Here is a 20145-nt window from a genome sequence, read left to right on the forward strand (position 1 = left end):
GGCGTAGGCCAGGCCGATGATATGGCCGAGGGTGGCGGAGAACTCGCAGGAGGTGACGTTGCCGCTGATGTCCGACCCCTTGAGTACCAGGTGGCCCTCCAGCGGCTGCGGGCTGCCCTTCGGCAGGCTGAAGCCCACCAGCTTGCGCTTCAGCGGTTGCGCTTCAAGGATCTCGATGGAGCGCTTGCCGACGAAGAAGGCCTTCTTGCGGCCGATGGCCCATTCCATGTCGATCTCGCCCGGATGGGTCATGCCGTCGGTGTCCTGACTGATGATCACGTGGCCCTTTTCCAGGCGCAGGAGGCGCTGGGTCTCGACGCCGAAGGGACGAATGCCGAACTCGGTGCCGGCGGCCATCAGCGCGTCCCACAGCTTGCCGCCGTGACGGGCGGGGACGTGGATTTCGTATCCCAGTTCACCGACGAAGCCGACTCGCATCAGCCGCGCCGGAATACCGGCCACGGTGCCGGTGCGCACGGCGAGGTAGGGGAAGCCTTCGGCGGACAGGTCGACGTCCTCGCAGAGCTTCTCCAGCACCTGGCGCGACAGCGGCCCGGCCAGGTTCACCGCAGCCAGGGCAGCGGTGACGTTGGCGATGTCCACATTGAGGCGCCACTGGGCGTTCCACTTGAGCATCTGCTGGTAGATGCGGTCCACGCCGCTGGTGGTGGCGGTGACATAGAAGTGGTTGTCGGCCAGCCGCGCGCAGACGCCATCATCGATCACCACACCCTGTTCGTTGGTCATCAGTGCGTAGCGGGTACGTGCCACCGGCTGCTTCTTGAAGGGCAGGGTGTAGATGCGCTCCAGCAACTCGGCCGCGTCCGGGCCACGTACGTCGAGGCCGCCCAGGGTGGAGACGTCGATCAGGCCGACTTTCTCGCGCACATGGCGCGCCTCTTCCTGCATGCAGCGTTCACGGTCTTCGGCCTTGCCGTAGAACGCCGGCCGCTGCCAGATACCGGCCGGCATGAGCTTGGCCCCGGCTTGCACATGGCGATTGTGCATGGGCGTCTGGCGGTAGGGGTCGAAGGCACGGCCGGCGACGTGGGCCAGCCTCTCCGCTTCGAAGGGCGGGCGCGCGGTGGTCACGCCGGTTTCGCTGATACTGCGGCGGGTGGCCTGGGCCACCAGGCGCGCGGTGGGTAGTGCCGAGTGGCGGCCCTGGGATGGGCCCATGCCGAAATTGGAGTTCGAACGCAAGCTGCGGCAGCTGATGGACGGTTACGGGAAGAAACTGGGCGATATCATTACCATTCTGCAGCCGCCGGCAGGCCGTACGAAGCTTGGGGTGCCGGCGAAGGGAAAGCGGCGTGAGCGCGAGGTCAAACGTTACAAAAATCCGCACACCAACGAAGTCGTTGAGACCAAGGGCGGCAACCACAAGGTATTGAAGGTCTGGAAGCAGGAGTACGGCGCCGCAGTCGTCGACAGTTGGATGCAATAAGCCACGACTTCGAGAGGGGGCGCATCGGACAAACCGCTCGGCGTCTCACTCTTCCAGAAGTCCGTCAGCTTGAATGAAGGGAACGTGGGCAAATTCGCCGCAAGGGTGTTCCAGGATCTCAGGCGCCGGCTTTAATTGCGGTGCTGGATCACGGCTCACCCTCGTCAAACAGGTGGCTTAGCTCGTGCTCTCGGCGGAGGGTGGCCATTGCGTAGTCGAAGCAGAGCTTGCACAGGCGTAGCCCTTCGCGCTCGCCATCTCGCCACTGCGCCTGAAGCACACCATGCCCGGTTTCGGCAGTGCTAGTTCCACACACGTCGCACAGAACCGTGTTCTTCAGTTGAATGGCGCCACCATTGGCCAGGTCGCCGTCCAGTTCCAGGATGTCGCCCGCCTTCCATCCAGCGGCCTGGAGTAGGTCGTCCGGCAGCTCCAAGATTAGGTCACCGCTGCCGTCAGCGGCGTCGCGGCACATCAATTTCCAGCTCATTGGCCAAACCTCCTAGGGATTTGGGCAGCGATGATTATCCTCGCTTCCGGCCTAAGCTGCCCCGGGCGAGCAGGTTGGCTATCTGCACTCACGTCGGAACTTAGACGGTGTCGGCACTTGCGTCAGCCCCCCGTCCTCACGGTAAGGTGCCTTACCAGTACCGCCGGCGTAGAATCCTGGGGCCGCCCTAGTAAAGCACTCTCCCAGTGCCCATTCCTCATGAGGCCTCAGGATGGGAGGGCAGGGGGGCCGGCAGTACACCGAGGACTATTAAGATGGTAGCTCGCGAGACATCCACCACTGCACTAGAAACCTTGGTGCAGCGGGCGGCCGAACAAGCAGCGCAGGCCGGGCTTTCAGCAGAGGCTTTCGCAGTGCCCGGCACCAGTATGACGCTCAACGAGCTGCTTCACGCCGCGCGGCGAGCGCCACTTCTTAGGAAGCGTCCGCTGGTGTGCCGCGCGTTGGGCATTTCTGAACGAACTTTGCGGCGCTGGCTGCACGAGCCTTCTGCGCGCCTCAGTCCCGCCCAGGGGGAGCGCTTGCTCAGACTGTTTGCCGTTTCCGCCTATGCGGAAGCTGTGTTTGGTTCCGGCGTCGCAGCAGAACGCTGGCTAACCGTCCCGGCTAGGGGGCTAGACCGGCAGGTGCCGTTGGACCTGATCAAAGAGCCCGCCGACTACGAGCAGCTGGCCGCCTTTCTGGTGCGGCTCGAGTATTGTGTATACCAGTAAGGGCCAATCTCGCCTGGCACGTTGGCTGCCTCAGTGCGCGGTAACCAACGCAGGTGGCGGTCGAATCTCCAGCTCGGTGCTTGGCACTTGAGCGCGGCGAACAGAGAAAACACCTCGTGAGGCGAGGGGAGGGGAGGCAGCCTCAGGAGGCGGCGGTAGTTAGGTACGTCTGGATGCACAGGATAATTCCTGCCCTGTCGCCGGCCAGAACTGGGTTCTATCTTCACTAGCTCAATACAGGCTCCGTACATGCACCAGCCCGACCTCAAAACCTTGCTCGACCAAGTAGTAGCTCAGGTGCTCCGGGCCGGGAAGCGATTGTTTGCTGAATGGGTCCGACCCGAGGGGCCGCGCGGTCATGGTGACAAGGCGCCAGTGGACGTGGAGATCGAGCAACAACTGCGTGAAGCGTTACTAGAACTGTTGCCCTGCGACTTCTGGGGCGAGGAAACTGGGCATGTCCTGACCGGAGACTCGTGGTGTTGGGTGATTGATCCCAACGACGGCACCAGCGACTTCCTGAAGGGCCGAAAAGGCTCGGCCATCTCGGTCGGGCTCTTGCGCGATGCACTGCCGGTACTGGGTGTCGTGCATGCGCCGGTTACGCCAGATCGTGGCGCTGACTGCATCGCTTGGGCCGAGGGATTGCCGCACCTGTTGCGCAATGGCCAACCAGTCGTGAATGACCTCCGTCAGCAGCGGCTAAGTGACCTGGCCGTGGTCATGGTGAGTGCGGCTGCCGAGGCTAAACCTCAGGAGAACGCGGAGCTCTGTGCGCCCGCTCAGTTTCACGCGATGCCAAGCATCGCCTACCGCCTGGCGCGAGTCGCGGCCGGTGATGCGGTTTGCGCAGTCTCGCTGTATCCGGTGTCGGCCCATGACGTGGTCGCCGGGCACGCGTTGCTACTTGCCAGTGGCGGAGTCCTGCTTGACCAGGATGGCCAGCCAATCCAGTACCGCACTGAGAGCGAAATGGCCGTCGTGTCGAATCGCTGCTTCGGTGGCGCGCCGCAAGCCTGCCAAGACTTGCTAAGGCGTGACTGGGAGCGGGTACTGGGGTAAGAGGTATGAATCAATTTGGAGAGGCAGAGGACTTAATGGTCGCCGCACCCGGAGGCTCAACTTGCCTTACAGTCCCAGAGTGGAGTCCCACGTTGCATTCCTCGCACGGCTACGTCCGCTGCGGAGTGACAGGAGGAGTGCAACTAAAGATTCTCGAATGTGTGGCGAGCGTTTTTTCAAAGGATTAGTTCTCGAAATTTCAACTTTTTAGTTCGGAGCGCTGGGGCGGGGTGCTCACAACGGCTGTTATGACATAGCACCTGATTTAACATAATATAGATTATGCGTACTCGCGGATGCTCACATGGGGATGCTGGGGCTGCGAATTTCACTTCGCATAATCTGGTGTGGTCGCTCGCAATTCATGCGACTTCCAAGCAGCTCGTGAGACACCCAATGAAATCAAAGTGTTGGATTACGGTGTCTCACGAATTCCTTGGAATATCGGTAGAGTCCGATGGCGCAATACTTGCTGCTCCAAATCGTCCGCCGACGAAATTCAGGATGCATCCCAGTATTGTTGTGGTCGCTAGCTACTGATAAGACTTCCAAGCTGCCGAAGGCGGTCAGGACCCAACAGTGCCTGTACCTTCCGCAGGTCGTCTCCGTCAGCTGTCACCGAAATAATCATCTCGTCTTAACAGGCCAAACTCTTCCTCGGTGCTCTCGGCTTGCTCATCGAATAGCGCGTTGACCCTTCGCTCGTGGCGGAGATGACTGAGTACCCCGAAGAAGCAGGTTTCACACAAATGACCTCATAACGCTCACCATCATGCCGAGCGCCATATCCCCAATGTGCCTGGAGAGTGCCGCACTGCAGCCCGTAGCCTTCCACTCGGGTGCTCTGGCCACAGACATCACAAGTAACGTCGGCCACAGCTTCTGTCGGTTGCGTGACTGTGCGCTTCATCAGCACCTCCTCAGGATCAGGGCAACACCATCACACTCTCTGTCCTCGATCCAAATTATGTATCTTCACATAATTGCGCATAAACAGATTTTCGCGCAATCAACTGCCAAGCTTCTAGGTGGCATGGCAACCAGAAACCAAGAGCCACCGATAACGTCACATTTCTCTGAAAGACGAAGCGATCTTCCCAGCAACGCCCTCCTCCTCTCCCCAGTGATGAAAGCCCGCTCTCCACCCCCAAGAGCAACGCGAAGGCCGTTTCACTGCTGAGCAGTTGCGACGTTAATCGTCCGGATGGCTATCGCGCTCCGCTAGACCTCGCGAGCGCCGTCGATTAACCGTGGACAATGCCCGCAACCTCGTCCGCTGCAGCCGCTACGACGCGGTCCGAATCGGTAATGAGCAGGGTCTGAGGCCGATTGCCGGCAAGGAAGCTGTTTACTGAGGCGTACCAGTAGGCCAGGCCCCAGCCGTCCTTCTGCCCTGCGAACACTTTCAGTACTTCGGCCACCGCTGGAAGCGGGCGAAACCCCGAATCCTTGGACAAGGCGTAGATCGGGAAGTAGTCGTAGCCATTGTGGCGGATAGCGAAGATCCGTCCTTCTCGTTTCCATCGGCTGGGTCGCGCGCTGGGATCCTCCGAGGTCAATCCGGTCAGAGTCGCAATGTCTCGCGCAGGCAGCCAGTCGCCGCTTTCCAGGATGGCCTTTTTGGCCATGGCCAGCATCGGCGCCTCCTTGAGTGCTCCCGGTCGGATCGGTACCTTCGGCAGCAGCAGCGAAACTAGCTGCTCAACGGTAGCCTGTTGAGGGTTGAGCATGAGACGAGCGGCAGCTTCCAGGGCTTGGCCTGAGTCCTAACAAAGTCTAACCCCACCTTGGTTTTGACATTTTTACAAGCTAGAAATCTGCGAAGTTTGGGGTGACGTACTGCAGCCCGGAAACGAAACGTAGGATCTTACTGGCCGAGTGCAGCAACAATGCTCTCCGTGTCAAGTTGGAAACCAGGCGCAGCGCAATCGTCGGCCAAACACTAGTTAGGGCTACGGGCGCCAAATGACTCTTATCGCAATCAATATGCCCCCTCCCAGGCCGGCGAAACTCAGAGCAATCAGGGTTACTGAGGGAGGGGCTTTTCATCGAATCTCGCGTACGGGTCGGCATTGACCCAGTTACCGAAGCTAAAGCACGACACTTCGAGCATCTCGGCGCACCGCCTGGGGGGGCACACCATAACCTCGCATAAAAGCTTCGCGCATGTGTCGACGATCGCGAAACCCGGTTTCCCTCGCGATCATTTCTAGAGAGTGGCGGCTTTGCTCGATCATTAACCGCGCAGCCTCCAGCCGCAGACCTTCGATGGCCTTCGCTGGCGATTGCCCGGTTTCCGCGGTGAACACTCGGGTGAATTGGCGCGGGCTCAAGTGTGCGGTCTCTGCCAACTCCTCTACGCTGAGCGGCCGCGTCAGGTTTTGACGCACATAGTTCAGCACGTTCTGGATGCGATCCGACTTAGGGGCCAAGTCAAGCATCTCTGAATGTTGCGATTGCCCACCCGAACGGCGCTGGTGCATCACTAAATTGTGCGCAACCGAACGCGCTACGTCTGCCCCAAGGTCCTTTTCTACCATACCTAGGGCGAGGTCGAGTCCTGCGGTCATGCCGGCAGAGGTCCAGATTGGTCCGTCGATAATGTAGATGCAGTCATCGTCGACATCGATGTTCGGATAGCGCTTTTGCATTTCTTGGGCGAAAAACCAGTGGGTCGTGGCGCGGCGCCCGGCGAGCAGACCGGCCTCGGCCAAAACGAAGCCACCGGTGCACACGCCAGCGGTGCGCCGTGCTTGGCTACCGGCCTGCCGCACGAAGTCCAACACGGCCTCCACAGGCTCCGCGGTCAGTGGATCGCTGACCCCGACGATGATCCACGTGTCAGCCAGTCTGGGCGCCTCCATTGGACGCGTATCAACTGCGAGCCCCAGCGACGAGAGCACCAAGCCGCCAGCCGGCGAGAAAATCTCAATCGTGTAGAAAGGGCTCTTCACAACGAAATTGGCGTATTCGAACACCGTCTGCGTCGCCAATGAAAGCATCTGGAACCCATCCGTCAGCAGATAGCCGATGCGGTGCATACACTTTTCCTCCGATGTCCTAAAAGACGACCATAAACGTCATTTAGGGCATCGTCAAATCGGTGCAGTATCAGCTTCAGGTTCACTCTCCCTCGGAGATCCAACATGGCTCACGCACATCCCGGCACCGCGCTCATCACCGGAGCCTCATCCGGTATCGGTGCGACCTACGCAGACCGTCTGGCGCGTCGCGGCTACGACTTGATCCTCGTGGCCCGCAATCGCGAACGTCTTAGTGCCCTGGCTAACCGCATCACCCGAGAGACTCAGCGGACGGTTGAAGTACTTGAAGCCGATCTCAGCGACGGCAACGCCCTGGCTGGCGTTGAAACCAAGCTGATAGAAGACGTGAGCATATCTCTACTTGTGAACAATGCAGGGATCGGTACCCACACTCCGCTTTTAGACAGCGATGTGGAACAGATGGCTCGGATGATAGACCTCAACGTCACCGCCCTCACCCGGCTGACCTATGCAGCTGTTCCTGGCTTCGTCGCCCGCGGCGCCGGTGCAGTCATTAATATCTCCTCTATCGTCAGCATCGCACCGGAAATCCTCAATGGTGTCTATGGCGGCAGCAAAGCCTTCGTCACCGCGTTCAGCCTGTCGCTTCACCACGAACTGGCGGACAAGGGCATCCGAATTCAGGCCGTTCTGCCAGGTGCTACCGCCACCGATTTCTGGGCTACCGGTGGTCTGCCGCTGGAGCACCTGGACCCGAGCATCATGATGTCCGTCAACGATCTTGTGGATTCGGCGCTCATCGACTTCGATCGCGGTGAACTGATCTCCATCCCGGCTTTGCAGGATTTTGCACAATGGAAAGACTACGAGGCCCAACGTCGCGCCCTGTCTTCTCAACTTTCCACAAATAAGCCAGCACCACGCTATTCAAAACTAGTTTAGGCGTACTCGCAAACAAATCCAAAGTGTTTTAGGGTTTTGAATTCGTGTGGAAGATTTGACTCAGAGTTTCCACTGATTCAAATGTAGGGGCACGCCTGCATCTGCAAGTTAACTATTTAGCTATATCGGGCTTACGCCATTACCCGATTACACTCGCAAATAAATGGCACACATCCAATTGATAAGGTATTTCCATGATCAACCAAATCGAAAACGTACTTTACACGGGCAAAACTCACACCACCGGCGGGCGTGCTGGCGAGTCGCACAGCGACGATGGTCGTCTGAACATAAAATTGTCGACTCCAGGATCCTCCGGCGCTGGCACCAACCCCGAGCAGTTGCTAGCTGCTGGTTGGTCATCGTGCTTCATCGAGGCCATTGGAAAAGCTGCTGTCAAGCTGAAAGTACCGCGCCCCACGAATGTGACCGTTGATGCCGAAGTGGATCTCGGCATGACCGGCGACGCATATTTCCTACAGGCACGCCTCAATGTCAGCATCCCCGGTGTAGATCCCGAAGTTGCTCGCTCGCTGGTCGATACCGCGCACTCTACCTGCCCCTATTCGAAGGCGACTCGCGGCAATATTGATGTTGAAATCAACTTGGTCTAACTCCGGCTTTTAACTCAGTTTACCGTCTGATTTGTTGCGCCGGAACCGTGGCATCACTGAATATTCTGTCGATAGAAGTGGTGCGCTCAACCCAGCATGTGACGATCCCAATGTGCGGGGAACTTCGAATCTCTAATGAAGTTCTTTTGCCTACAAATTGAGGTGCTTACTGATGAAAACTTTTCTGGTTACAGGCGCTACCGGCGCAACAGGTTCTCCGACTGTCAAATTCCTGCTGGAGAAAGGTCATCGAGTAAATGCGTTTGTTCACAGCGAAGATGCGCGCGCCCAAAAGCTTCGAGATCAGGGTGCTAATGTCTTTGTGGGAGATCTGCTAAACCTCAAGCACGTTCGTACGGCAATGGAAGGCGTTGATGGGGCATACTTCTGCTATCCTCTAACCGGGGGATTAGTTGAAGCGGCAGTGATATTTTCCCAAGCGGCAAGAGAACAAGGGGTAAAGCACATTGTAAATTTGTCCCAAAAGCAATCACGTCCTGATGCGCGCAGTCCGGCCACCCTAAATCACTGGATGTCCGAGCAAGTGTTTATTTGGACTGGGATCCCCACCACTCATCTGCGTATTACCTTCTTTGCCGAGTGGATGCTCTACATTGCGTCCCTGATTCGGGATGGCCGGTATGTCACGCCATTCGACCCAGAAAGCCGATTTGCTCCCTTGGCTGCAAGTGATATCGGACGCATCGTTACAGGTATCCTGACCAATCTTGAAGGGCATGGCCATCAGACTTATGAACTGCATGGGCCAGAAGAATACAGCCACCAGGAACTAGCCGGTCTCCTGAGTACTGTTCTAGGCAAGGAGGTGCGCTTTGAACAGATCCCGGTTGAGGACTTCGTCTCCCTGTTGGGTCTGGACCACGATCGCTCCTATCTTTCGCATTTCAGTGCAGTAAAGATTGACCAACGTGAAAGGCGCTTGGAAGGTTTAGACAGCATCGGTACCGCTATCATCGGCCAGCCCCTGCTGACCCCTGCGCAGTTTATCGAACTGCACCGTAATCTGCTGACTTAAACCCATCTCGGCATGGAGCATGATAACTGGCTGCTCCATGCCGACTATTTTTAATAACCATCGCGAATTACTACCCGCAATCGAATAATGCGACATTTTCGATTTCGAGGATCATTCATGAGAAGTTCCGCAATGGCCGACACGGCCGACAGTGATCACCTTGAATTTATATCATCAAAATCAGTGACTTATGCCGTATCGTAGAGTGACAGCTACCACACTGGGTTACGTTCAATCTGCCGTTCTCATGTTGTCATTACTCCGAGCCAGATCACGCTCCATGTGCAGCCTGACGTAATGCGTTTGCCAAGCGGACAAGCGCTCCAACTCCGCACTTGCTCTGAGCACGGTGTCGTCATCTCCGAAGCGCCCAATCAGTTGAACACCCGCGGGAATCCCTTGCTCATTCCAGTACAGCGGCACATTGGCTGCAGGCTGGCCGGATGCATTGATGATCGCAAGGAACATGGTGTATCGCGCACCTTTCAATCTGAATGCCAGGAAGTCGTCATCCATCGACAGGGTTCCCAGCTTGACCGGGAGCTGAGTGAGCGTGGGAGTCAGCACCAGGTCGAACCCACGCATGTACCGCGCCATCTCACGCGAAATCTGATGGAAGCAGGCTATCGCCGAGATGTAGTCAGAGGCTCGAATCTTCTTGCCGTAGTGATAGGCACCGAGAATCGCGGGTTCGAGAAGTCCTCTCCATTGCTCACTGGCCTTGTCGCCGGCAACGGTCTCGATGGAGACCACGGCGTTGGCTGCGATCACGTTGATGAGGGAATTCACGAACCTGTCGAAATCAATCTCGGGCGGGCCGACGTCGATCACTTCGTGTCCGTTCCGAGTGAGCAGTCGCTCAGCCAGATCCACTGCAGCCAGGCAATCGGCGTCGACAGGAATATCGTTCCACGTAGACACCCATTTGGCGACCCGAAGCGGTCGATCGAAAGGCTTGCCCAGCCCAGCCAGGAAGGACTCCGGCGTGCGTGGAGCCGCGTAGGGAGCACCTGGGTCGAAGCCCGCAATCGCGTCGAGAACGGCGGCTGTATCCCGGACCGTACGGGTGATGACGCCATCGGTTGCGAGACCGCCCCACCCCTCCCCTCGCGCCGGCCCCATTGGCAGGAGCCCTCGCGAAGGCTTCAAGCCAAAGACACCGCAGCAGGATGCGGGGATTCGTATGGACCCTCCTCCATCGCTACCGTGGGCAATGGGCACCACGCCCAATGCGACAGCTACCGCCGAGCCGCCGCTGGAGCCACCTGGCGATCGCGCAGGATCCCAAGGGTTGAGCGTTGGACCACCATTCGCGACGGCTTCGGTCGTGGGCGCCATGCACAGCTCCGGGACCGTCGTCCTGGCGAAGCTGATAAAGCCGGCCGCCTCGAACCGCTCCACCAGGGTGCTATCGAAACTGAACTGCGTGTCGCGAAACATCCGCGAGCCCATGGACGATGGCAGGCGCCTTGAGGCAAGCCCGGAATCCTTCAGCAGGAACGGCAGGCCTCCAAATGGCCCGATCAGCTGCGCCGTCCTGGCCATCTCCAGGGCTTCCTCGAATCGCGGGTAGCACAGCGCATTCAAGGGCATCGCCCGTTCCCGGGCGAGTTGCACCGCCGTCGTCATCAATTCGAAGGCCGAGGTCTCGCCCTTGCGCAGCAGGGAGGCAAGTGCGAGTCCATCAAGCCTGCTGTAATCCGCTGGACGCATAAAAGACTCCTGGCGAAAGCACTTCAAAATGTGGTCGGGCTACTTCTGACAACTACAGGGCTGCGCTTCGTGCAATTGCCGGGACATGCCCTGGTCTAGGCAGACCGACGTCCAAAGATCGGTAGGCCTGGTGGCCGACGGGGTTTTCCTTGCTTCGCGACCAAGGTGACGCACACCCTCCAGCACGAGCAGGCCAACAGCGATCCAGATAGGAATGTAGGTCAGCCATTCCTCAGGCTGGATTTGCTCTCCAATGATCAGGGCCACGCCCACCATCAGCACAGGCTCGACATAGCCCAGCAAACCAAAGATCCCGAAGGACAGTATGCGGCTGGCAACGATATAGGACATGAAGGCTGTAGCACTGATCACTGCCAGAATCACGATCAGGATGAGCAGGCGCGGGCTTTGCGCGAAATGTTCGACGCCGGCGCCCTGCCCCAGGATGATCCAGGTAGCGAAAGGCAGGGTCAGCAGCATGTCGAACCAGAGGCCACCCAGGTGATCGGTTCGCAGCTTTCGGCGCAGGATGAAATAGATCGGCAGGCCAATGGCGACCAGCAGCGCTTCCCAGGAGAATCCACCGACCTGGTACAGCTCATGCGCTACGCCAAGGGTGGCCGAGAGAGCTGCCATTTTCTGCAGCTGCGTGAGGCGCTCGCGATAGAGCAGCCGGCCGACCAACAGCATTGCAAGGGGCAGCAGGAAGTACCCCAGAGACACCTGGAGCCCACGGCCATTGAGGGGAGCCCAGAGGAACAGCCAAAGCTGAATCCCCAGCAACCCGCTGCTCATGCAGAGCGCCAGGATCAGAATCGGCCTTTTTCTCAAGCGCTCGCCTATCTCGAGCACGCGCTTCCATTCTCCGCCGATCAGCATGAAGAGCGTGACACAGGGCAGTGTCAGCAGCATGCGCCAACCAAATATTTCCAACCCAGTGAGGGGAACCAGCAAGGTGGCGTAGTAATACAGGCTCGCAAACATGCATGACGAAACCACCGACAGAGCCACACCCTTGTTCAAGCGACCTCCGTACAGCATTCAAGGACTGGTGAAAGGACCGTCAGGGAGCCCCGATCGTCCAGGGAGCACCATTGACGAATTTCGACTCGATCCATTCCATGAACGCGAGGGTGGTGGCGGGCGAAAACCTCGCCGAGGGACGTACCAGATAAATCGCCCCCTGAGAATCGAGCTGCCAGTCCGGCAGTACATGAACAAGTCGGCCAGCCGCCAGATCGCGGCTCATCAGCCATTCACCCGCCCCCAGGATTCCCGTACCGGCCCGCGCCACGGCAAGCAGCGATTCACTGTCGTTGGAGATGATCGATCCCCGGGTCACCACCGTTTCTTGCCTATCACCGTTGGACAGACGCCATTCCGGAAAGGACGCGAACCCGGTAAACCCCAGGCAATTGTGGAAAGCGAGATCCCCCGGCGAGCCCGGCACCCCATGTTCCTCCAGGTACGCAGGCGATGCGCACAGGATGCGGCGATGATCCCCCAGCTTCCGGGCAACCAGGCGGCTGTCGCTCAGCTCTCCGATCCGGATGGCCAGGTCATAGCCTTCGGCAATGATGTCCACGAAGCGCTCGCTGTAATCCGCCACGAGTGACACCTGGGGATGGGCCTTGAGGAACTCCGGCAACATGGGCGCCAACCACAACCGGCCCATTGACGCAGGCAAGGCCAGGCGCAGGATTCCGCGCACTTCCGCTGCGCCCGACGATGCCTCCTGCTCCGCTTCGTTGATCGCCCCTATGGCCGCTCGCAGACGTTGCTCCAGTTGCGCACCAGCACTGGTCATCCGGACCTGGCGAGTCGACCTTTCGATCAGGCGAACCCCTAGCCGCTTCTCCAGGGCCGCCACGCGCTTGGACACCACCGTGGGATGCCGCTGCAACAAACGGCCGGCGGCTACAAACGAACCTTCCGACGCCACGGCGAGCAAGGCAGCGATCTCGTCACTCTGACTGGCGTCGAGCAGATCCTGTGTCATGGCTTCAGGACAATCGCGCCGGCTGATTGCCCTGACTCCAGTGCGGCGTGGGCGTGTGCGGCGTCTGCAAGCGGATAGCTGCCCCAGATGCGTGGCGTGACGATGCCCGAAGCGATGGCCTCGAGGAGGTCCCGTGCACGCTCCTGGTACTCGGAAGCGGTAGCGGTATGTGCGGCCAACGATGGCCGAGTCAGAAACAATGACCCCTTGCTATTGAGTGTCGCCAGTTCCACAGGTGCCGGTGTGCCGGAGGAGGCGCCAAAGGACACCATGGTGCCGCGCGGTCGCAAGCTATCCAGGGAAGCCTCGAAGGAAACGCGACCGATCGGGTCAAACACCACATCCGCCTTTCGGCCATCGGTGATGCGCGCGATGTCTGCCGCAAGAGTGACTGGATCGAACACCAGCACAGCATCGCAACCGAGGCCTTTCGCTCTCTCGAGGCTGGCCTCCTTTGACACCACGCCAATGACGAATGCCCCGAGATGCTTGGCCCACTGCGCCATGATTTCGCCGAGCCCACCCGCTACGCCGTAAAGCACCATGGTCGTGCCCGGGCCGACGGGATAGGTGGTCTTGAGCAGATACTGGGCCGTGATTCCCTTGAACATCACGCCGGCGGCATCATCGAACGACATCTCGTCCGGAATTCTGACCAGTCGCTCGGCGGGGTACAGCCGTGCGCTGGCATAGGCGCCGATGGGGCCGGTCGCATACGCCACGCGATCACCCACGCGGACACTGGTGACACCCGGTCCAATTGCCGTGACTCGGCCTGCGCCTTCCAGCCCCAGACCGGAAGGAAGAGCGATGGGCACTGCGCCATCCCGTTGCGTCACATCCAGGTAATTGACACCGACGGCTACCTGCTCGAGCCAAGCCTCACCAGGCCCGGGTTCGCTCTCCCCCAGGTTCTCGATCCGCAATACCTCGGGTCCGCCGACCCGGTCTAACCGAATTACTTGAACCATCTCTGTCTCCACGTGCTGAACATGGCCCCGTGACGAGGATGGGATGGATTATGTGTGCCTTGCCCGCATTGAACAATTTGGTTCTCTTGCATCTATTTGCTGCATGTGATGCATCAATAGGCGACTCGATTCTTTCGACGCTATTGCCGGCGGCACCCGCAGGTCTGGCTGTCGTTTCGGAAGTTCTTTTTTCCTGAAGTACCAGTCCCGACCTTCTGAGACTACTTGGCGCTAATCGCCATAGCGATTCATTTTAAAAACAGTGACACACGGCCCTAAACTTTCTTTCGTGGATGCTGGTCAGAGTTTCATCCCCAGCTGTTCATCGATTGCAGGGTTCTTTGCCAAGTTCGATCCAAGGGCTCGAAAACGGCAAGCAAGACATTACATGAACCGCAGTTCGAGACAGGTCAGTACGAGGCATTTTGGATAGCCTCGCCTTGTCGCAAAAACTTCCAGGAAGGATCAGGTACCGACTTTTTAAGCCGGAAGCCGCCTTATGTCAGGGCGCAATCGGCTTCCCGGTTATTTTGCCGAGCACAAGAATTGAGTCGATTCACTTATCGGTTATGCATTTTATTGGCGTACGTAATGAACCTAATGAAATTGACGACTAAGGAGAATAAAAATGCGTCTAAGCATTTTTGGGCTCGGCTATGTCGGTGCGGTCTGCGCCGGGTGTCTTTCCGCGCGGGGTCATGAAGTTGTGGGCGTGGACGTTTCGTCCACCAAGGTAGCGTTGATCAACCAGGGGAAATCCCCAATCGTCGAACCGGGATTGCAGGAGTTGCTGCAGCAGGGCATTCAGGCCGGTCTCCTGCGGGGTACTACCGATGTATCGGAGGCCATCGCCGCCACGGATGTGTCGCTGCTCTGCGTCGGCACGCCGAGCAAGAAGAACGGCGACCTGGCCCTCAATTTCATCGAAGGCGTCTGCCGCGAGATTGGTTTCGCCCTGCGCGACAAGTCAGAGCGGCACACTGTCGTCGTGCGCAGCACGGTGTTGCCGGGCACGGTGAAAAACGTGGTGATCCCGATTCTCGAAGACTGCTCCGGCAAGCAGGCGGGCGTGGACTTCGGCGTCGCGGTCAATCCCGAGTTCCTCCGCGAAAGCACCGCGATCCAGGATTACAACTTTCCGCCGATGACGGTGATCGGCGAACTGGACCGGCATTCCGGCGACTTGCTGCAGTCCCTCTACGAAGAGCTCGATGCCCCTGTGGTGCGCAAAAGCATCGAAGTGGCGGAGATGATCAAGTACAGCTGCAACGTCTGGCATGCGACCAAGGTCACCTTCGCCAACGAGATCGGCAACATTGCCAAGGCCGTTGGCGTCGATGGCCGCGAGGTGATGGATGTGGTCTGCCAGGACCACAAGCTCAACTTGTCCAGGTACTACATGCGCCCTGGTTTCGCCTTCGGCGGCTCCTGCCTGCCCAAGGATGTGCGCGCCCTCTCCTACCGTGCCGGCCAGCTGGATGTGGCAACGCCACTGATCGGGGCCCTGATGCACAGCAACGAGGCGCAGGTTCTGCGCGCCCTTGACATCATTGCCGGGTACGACAAGCGCAAGGTCGCCTTGCTCGGCCTGTCGTTCAAGGCGGGTACCGACGACCTGCGCGAAAGCCCGCTGGTACAGCTGGCCGAGATGCTGATCGGCAAGGGCTATGACCTCAGCATCTACGACCGCAACGTCGAGTACGCCCGGGTCCACGGTGCCAACAAGGACTACATCGAATCGAAGATCCCCCATGTGTCGTCATTGCTCAACAGCGATTTCGACAGCGTGATCGCGAATGCGGAGGTCATCGTCCTCGGCAATGCCGATGAGTGCTTCCGGGCACTCGTCCAGCAAGTGCCGGAAGGCAAGCATGTCGTAGACCTGGTTGGCTTCATGGCCCATGGCAGCGACGACAGCCGCGAAGGCATCTGTTGGTGAGCAACTGAAACCGGGTGGCGATGGCTTGGCCGAACAGACGAAGCCATCGCCCTGTCCGAAACTGATCACGGACGCAGACGATGGAGAGGCTCACGCAGGGTTTCATCGATATCGCCGGGTGGTTGTTCTACCTCAGCCTGCTGATGGTCCTCGCCTTGGCAGTACCACAGACGCTTTTCGATCCCACGTCCAGGGACTTCCTCCTGTTGCTCGGCGCGGTCGGCATCTGGCGCTATTCCATGGGGCTCACCCATTTCCTCCGCGGCCTGCTGTTCCTCTACGTCGTCTTCCCGCACTACCGGCGCAAGGCGCGTCAGCTCGTCGAGGCGGACGCCCTCCCCCACGTTTGCCTGCTGGTCACCAGCTTCCGCATCGACGCCCTGACCACCGCCATGGTCTACCGCTCGGTGATCGAGGAAGCCATCGCCTGCGGCCACCCCACCAGCATTGTCTGTTCCATAGTCGAGTTGTCCGACGAGTTGCTGGTGAAGCGCATGTGGGCGAGGTACGACCCGCCGGCACGGGTCAAGCTGCACTTCGTGCGCATCGCCGGCACTGGCAAGCGCGACGGCCTGGCCAATGGTTTTCGCGCCATCTCCCGGCATCTGCCGACGCCTGACGCGGTCGTAGTGGTCATCGATGGCGACAGCATCCTCCAGCCGGGCATCATCGGCAGGACCGTTCCTTATTTTCGCCTGTTCCCCAGGCTCGGCGGGCTGACCACCAACGAGTTCTGCCATGTGCATGGCAGCTACATCATGCGCGAGTGGCACAAGCTGCGTTTCGCCCAGCGCCACCTCAACATGTGTTCGATGGCACTCGGCAAGCGAGTGCTGACCATGACCGGGCGCCTGTCGATGTTCCGCGCTCAGGTGGCGACGGACCCAGGCTTCATCGCCGACGTCGAGAGCGACTATCTCGACCACTGGCGACTCGGCCGATTCCCGTTCCTCACCGGCGACGACAAGTCCAGCTGGTACAGCCTGATGCGCCTTGGCTACGACACCTTCTACGTGCCGGATGTGGCGATCGACACCATCGAGCACCCGCCGGAAAAAAGCTTCTTCAAGGCCAGCCGCAAGCTGATGTTCCGCTGGTACGGCAACAACCTGCGGCAGAACTCCCGGGCGATGAGGCTCGGCCCGGGGCGCCTCGGTCTGTTCACCAGCCTGGTTCTGTTCGACCAGCGCGTGTCGATGTGGACCTGCCTGCTCGGCCTGGCCGTGGCCCTCATCGCCAGTCTCAAGTACAGCATCGCCTACCTGCTGATCTACCTGCTTTGGATCGGCTTCACCCGCCTGGTCCTGACCCTGCTGCTGACGGTCACCGGACATCCTGTCGGCCCGGCTTATCCGCTGCTTCTTTATTACAACCAGATAGTCGGCGCGCTGGTGAAGATCCATGTCTTCTTCCGCCTCGACCAGCAGTCCTGGACGCGCCAGAAAACCAGGCTCAACCGCAACCTCGGCGGTTTCCAGCGCTGGTTCAATGTCTGGTCGTCACGTTCGATGACCTTTTCAGCCGCCAGTCTGTTCATTGCCACGTTGTTGCTGGTGGTGTGAGCCAAGCCAATGGAATTGAGTAGGAACGTCGCCATGAACACAGCCGTCAACGTCGTGCATGAATCGGAAATCCAGCGTCAGCACGCCCGGGTGCGGATTCCGGCGAGGATACGTTTCGCCGGAAAGAACCAGCACCTGGTCGAGCACAGCCTGCAGGAGCTTTCCGCCGGCGGATTCAGCTACCTGGCGGGAAAGCACTCGGTCGCGGTCGGCGACTACCACAAAGGCGAACTGATCTTCGCCATCGACGACCTGGCGCTGGTCATGCGCGTCGAGTTCCAGGTGCGTTCGGTGGATCCGACCAGCAACCGTGCCGGCTGCCAGTTCCACAACCTCAAGCCGCGCGACATCGTCACCTTGCGCCACCTGATTTCCGCGCACCTTTCCGGTGAACTGGTCAGCGTCGGTGAGCTGCTCAGTACCCTGCAGCGCGACAACTTCGGCGCACCGCGGAAGAACAAGGGCCACGCGGGACTGGGGTCGTTCGGTCGCTTTCGAGCAATGGTCCTCAGTCTGGTCGTGCTGGTCATCGGTGTGGTGGCCTTCGTCTTCATCGCTTCGGCTGTGTACGACCTGTACTTCGTCACCCATGCCCAGTCCGCACTGGTCACTGTCCCCAGCATGGAGGTGACCATGCCGCGCGAAGGTACGGTGCAAAGCCTGATCGGCGAAGACGGGGTGGTGACCAAGGGAGCACCGGTCGCCACCTTCAAGACCTCGATGATGGATATGTTCAAGGGCCAGCTGGCCGACAGCCAGATCAAGCCCGAGCGTCTCGAGGAGTTGCTGGGCCGGCAGATGAGTGGGACGGTCACCAGCCCATGCGATTGCACCCTGCTCCGCCAACTGGTGGCTGATGGACAGTTCGCCAGCAAGGGTGACGTGATCTTCCAGTTCGCTCAGCGTGGCAGCCAGGCCAGCATCGAAGCCAAGTTTCCCTATGCGAAGTTCAGGGCGGTCGCCCCGGGAAACCGGGTCAGCTTCGTGGTCGCGGGTGAAAACCAGGAGCGCGGCGGAAGTATCGTCAGCAGCAACCTGAACTCCGCCACCATCAACGACCTGTCCACCGATATCCGTGTACAGATCAAACCTGACGAACCGCTGGACAATGCCCTCGCCGGCCGGCCGGTGGAAGTCAGCGTCACTCGGGGGCCATCGCTTGTATGGCTGATCTATTAGCTCCAGGCGCTGGGGCCCTTTGGAGGACCTGCTCGTGGCTGAGATACATGTACGCCCTCTCCTGCTCCTAGGCGTCCTGGGCCTGGCCGGCTGCACCGGCCTGCCCGATCAGCGCCTGGCGCAGGAGGCCATGGCCCGCGGCGACACCGCCACTGCCGAACAGAACTATCGCCAGCTCGCCGACCTCGGTTACGCCGACGCCCAGGTGGGCCTCGCCGACATCCAGCTGGAAACCGGCGACCCCGAGCAGCGGCGCCAGGCCGAGGCGACCTACCGCCAGGCCGCCGCCACCTCACCGCGCGCCGCCGCGCGCCTGGGACGACTGCTGGCGAGCAAGCCGGGCGCCAGCGAGGCCGAGCAGCGGGAAGCTCAAACGCTGCTCAAGGATGCCATGGCCGCCGGCGAGCAGAACACGGTGCTGCCGCTGACCCTGCTCTATGTGCAACACCCGCAGACCTTTCCCACGGTCAATGCGCAGCAGCAGGTCAACCAGTGGCGCGCCGAGGGCCACCCACAGGCGGAACTGGCGCAAGTGCTGCTGTACCGGGCCCAGGGTAGCTACGACCAGCATCTCGACGAAATCGAACGCATCTGCAAGGAGGCCCTGACGGTGCAGGATGCCTGCTACGTCGAATTGGCCACGGTTTACCAGAAGCGCGGGCAGCGCGAACAGCAACAAGCCCTGATCGCTCAACTGCAGACTGCCTACCAGAACGGCCGGGTGCCACCGCAACGGATCGACTCGGTGGCCCAGGTGCTGGTTGACCCGGCGCTCGGTAAACCTGATTTCGAGGCCGCCAAGGCCCTGCTGGAACCGATCGCGCCGAGCTATCCGGCGGCCTGGGTGAGCCTCGCTCGCCTGCTCTACGACGCCCCGGACCAGGACAATACCGAGCAGGTGATGGACTATCTGCAACGCGCCAGCGATGCCGGCGAATCACGCGCAGAGCTGCTGCTGGGCAAGATCTACTACGAAGGCAAGCTGGTACCGCAGGACCCGGCCAAGGCCGAGCAGCACCTGCTCAAGGCCGCGGCTACCGAGCCGAGTGCCAACTACTACCTGGGACAGATCTACCGCCGCGGCTATCTCGGCGAGGTAAACCCGGACAAGGCTCTCGACCACCTGCTCAGTGCCGCCCGCAGCGGCCACACCAGCGCCGATTACGCCCTTGCGCAGCTGTTCAGCCAGGGCCGTGGAATCCAGCCGGACCTGGTCAACGCCTACATGTTCAGCCAGCTCGCGGTACAGGCTGGCAAGCCCGAAGCGGCGGCCTATTCCACGCAACTGGCGCAACAGTTGACGCCAGCCCAGCGCGCCGAAGCGCAAAAGCGACTACAGGCGGAGCGGCAGTTTCGCGGTGATAGCACTATGCTCCGTGCTGCTGCCAGCGGTGACGTTCTCAGTGTCGAACCGCCCGCTGGCAGCACCGCCGACCTTAGTCCCTAACGGAA

At 59.9% G+C, this 20145-nt stretch carries 17 protein-coding genes and 2 pseudogenes; 10 read left to right on the plus strand and 9 right to left on the minus strand.

All coding sequences use genetic code 11. The features are described from left to right. Positions 1-1182: pseudogene (locus E8F12_RS09675) on the minus strand (glycine cleavage T C-terminal barrel domain-containing protein); the annotation flags it as partial. A gap of 4 nt (positions 1183-1186) precedes the next feature. Here E8F12_RS09675 and E8F12_RS09680 point away from each other — a divergent pair. Beyond that, complete coding sequence (locus E8F12_RS09680; protein ID WP_348532415.1) at positions 1187-1447, plus strand: histone-like nucleoid-structuring protein, MvaT/MvaU family; 261 nt, start codon at positions 1187-1189, stop codon at positions 1445-1447. 148 nt (positions 1448-1595) lie between these two features. Here E8F12_RS09680 and E8F12_RS29930 read toward each other — a convergent pair whose 3' ends face one another. Further along, positions 1596-1937 (minus strand): hypothetical protein, encoded by a 342-nt coding sequence (locus E8F12_RS29930; RefSeq protein ID WP_348532414.1) that lies wholly within the window; start codon positions 1935-1937, stop codon positions 1596-1598. A 275-nt stretch (positions 1938-2212) separates the two neighbouring features. On the opposite strand from E8F12_RS29930, the gene E8F12_RS09690 reads away from it, so the two are divergent. Together E8F12_RS09690 and E8F12_RS09695 are read left to right on the plus strand one after the other, a co-directional pair. Continuing rightward, positions 2213-2671, plus strand: coding sequence for an antitoxin Xre/MbcA/ParS toxin-binding domain-containing protein (locus E8F12_RS09690; RefSeq protein WP_280325029.1), 459 nt, complete (start codon positions 2213-2215; stop codon positions 2669-2671). Between the two features lie 249 nt (positions 2672-2920). Next, a complete protein-coding gene (locus E8F12_RS09695) occupies positions 2921-3733 on the plus strand; it encodes an inositol monophosphatase family protein (protein ID WP_280325030.1) in 813 nt (270 codons plus the stop codon). A gap of 608 nt (positions 3734-4341) precedes the next feature. On the opposite strand, the pseudogene E8F12_RS09700 reads toward E8F12_RS09695, so the two are convergent. From E8F12_RS09700 to E8F12_RS09710, 3 genes and pseudogenes are all read right to left on the minus strand, one after another. After that, positions 4342-4643 (minus strand): annotated as a pseudogene (locus E8F12_RS09700) (hypothetical protein). Between the two features lie 334 nt (positions 4644-4977). Beyond that, positions 4978-5370, minus strand: coding sequence for a hypothetical protein (locus E8F12_RS09705; RefSeq protein ID WP_280325031.1), 393 nt, complete (start codon positions 5368-5370; stop codon positions 4978-4980). A 453-nt stretch (positions 5371-5823) separates the two neighbouring features. Beyond that, on the minus strand, positions 5824-6774 hold the full coding sequence (locus tag E8F12_RS09710; protein WP_280325032.1) for a GlxA family transcriptional regulator: 951 nt from the start codon (positions 6772-6774) through the stop codon (positions 5824-5826). 105 nt (positions 6775-6879) lie between these two features. Here E8F12_RS09710 and E8F12_RS09715 point away from each other — a divergent pair, with 105 nt between their 5' ends. The 3 genes from E8F12_RS09715 to E8F12_RS09725 all read left to right on the plus strand — a co-directional run bounded on the left by E8F12_RS09715 (position 6880) and on the right by E8F12_RS09725 (position 9330). After that, on the plus strand, positions 6880-7680 hold the full coding sequence (locus E8F12_RS09715) for an SDR family oxidoreductase (RefSeq protein ID WP_280325033.1): 801 nt from the start codon (positions 6880-6882) through the stop codon (positions 7678-7680). A gap of 194 nt (positions 7681-7874) precedes the next feature. After that, positions 7875-8294 carry an organic hydroperoxide resistance protein gene (locus E8F12_RS09720; RefSeq protein ID WP_280325034.1) on the plus strand — a complete coding sequence of 140 codons (420 nt, stop codon included), beginning with the start codon at positions 7875-7877 and terminating at the stop codon, positions 8292-8294. Positions 8295-8466: 172 nt separating this feature from the next. Next, positions 8467-9330 carry an NmrA family NAD(P)-binding protein gene (locus E8F12_RS09725; RefSeq protein ID WP_280325035.1) on the plus strand — a complete coding sequence of 288 codons (864 nt, stop codon included), beginning with the start codon at positions 8467-8469 and terminating at the stop codon, positions 9328-9330. A gap of 231 nt (positions 9331-9561) precedes the next feature. On the opposite strand, the gene E8F12_RS09730 is transcribed toward E8F12_RS09725, so the two are convergent. The 4 genes from E8F12_RS09730 to E8F12_RS09745 are packed head-to-tail and all read right to left on the minus strand — an operon-like array spanning position 9562 to position 14013. Then, entirely contained in the window at positions 9562-11043 is a 1482-nt protein-coding gene (locus tag E8F12_RS09730) for an amidase (RefSeq protein ID WP_280325036.1), read from the minus strand. A 39-nt stretch (positions 11044-11082) separates the two neighbouring features. After that, positions 11083-12066, minus strand: coding sequence for an EamA family transporter RarD (gene rarD / locus E8F12_RS09735; RefSeq protein WP_280325037.1), 984 nt, complete (start codon positions 12064-12066; stop codon positions 11083-11085). 40 nt (positions 12067-12106) lie between these two features. Further along, positions 12107-13042 carry a LysR family transcriptional regulator gene (locus E8F12_RS09740; RefSeq protein WP_280325038.1) on the minus strand — a complete coding sequence of 312 codons (936 nt, stop codon included), beginning with the start codon at positions 13040-13042 and terminating at the stop codon, positions 12107-12109. Continuing rightward, a complete protein-coding gene (locus E8F12_RS09745) occupies positions 13039-14013 on the minus strand; it encodes a quinone oxidoreductase (protein WP_280325039.1) in 975 nt (324 codons plus the stop codon). Before E8F12_RS09745 ends, E8F12_RS09740 begins: the two co-directional genes overlap by 4 nt. Before the next feature lie 628 nt (positions 14014-14641). Between E8F12_RS09745 and E8F12_RS09750 the strand changes: the two genes are divergently transcribed. The 4 genes from E8F12_RS09750 (at position 14642) to algK (ending at position 20140) form a co-directional block, all read left to right on the plus strand. Next, on the plus strand, positions 14642-15952 hold the full coding sequence (locus E8F12_RS09750) for a UDP-glucose/GDP-mannose dehydrogenase family protein (RefSeq protein ID WP_280325040.1): 1311 nt from the start codon (positions 14642-14644) through the stop codon (positions 15950-15952). Between the two features lie 80 nt (positions 15953-16032). Then, the gene (locus tag E8F12_RS09755; protein ID WP_280325041.1) at positions 16033-17514 is read left to right on the plus strand and encodes a glycosyltransferase family 2 protein; all 1482 of its coding nucleotides are present in this window, start codon (positions 16033-16035) and stop codon (positions 17512-17514) included. 33 nt (positions 17515-17547) lie between these two features. Further along, on the plus strand, positions 17548-18693 hold the full coding sequence (locus tag E8F12_RS09760) for a PilZ domain-containing protein (protein ID WP_280325042.1): 1146 nt from the start codon (positions 17548-17550) through the stop codon (positions 18691-18693). A 34-nt stretch (positions 18694-18727) separates the two neighbouring features. Then, a complete protein-coding gene (algK, locus tag E8F12_RS09765; RefSeq protein ID WP_280325043.1) occupies positions 18728-20140 on the plus strand; it encodes an alginate biosynthesis TPR repeat lipoprotein AlgK in 1413 nt (470 codons plus the stop codon). Positions 20141-20145: the final 5 nt, after the last annotated feature.

Source organism: Pseudomonas sp. BN102, assembly GCF_029871245.1.
Lineage (GTDB): Bacteria > Pseudomonadota > Gammaproteobacteria > Pseudomonadales > Pseudomonadaceae > Metapseudomonas.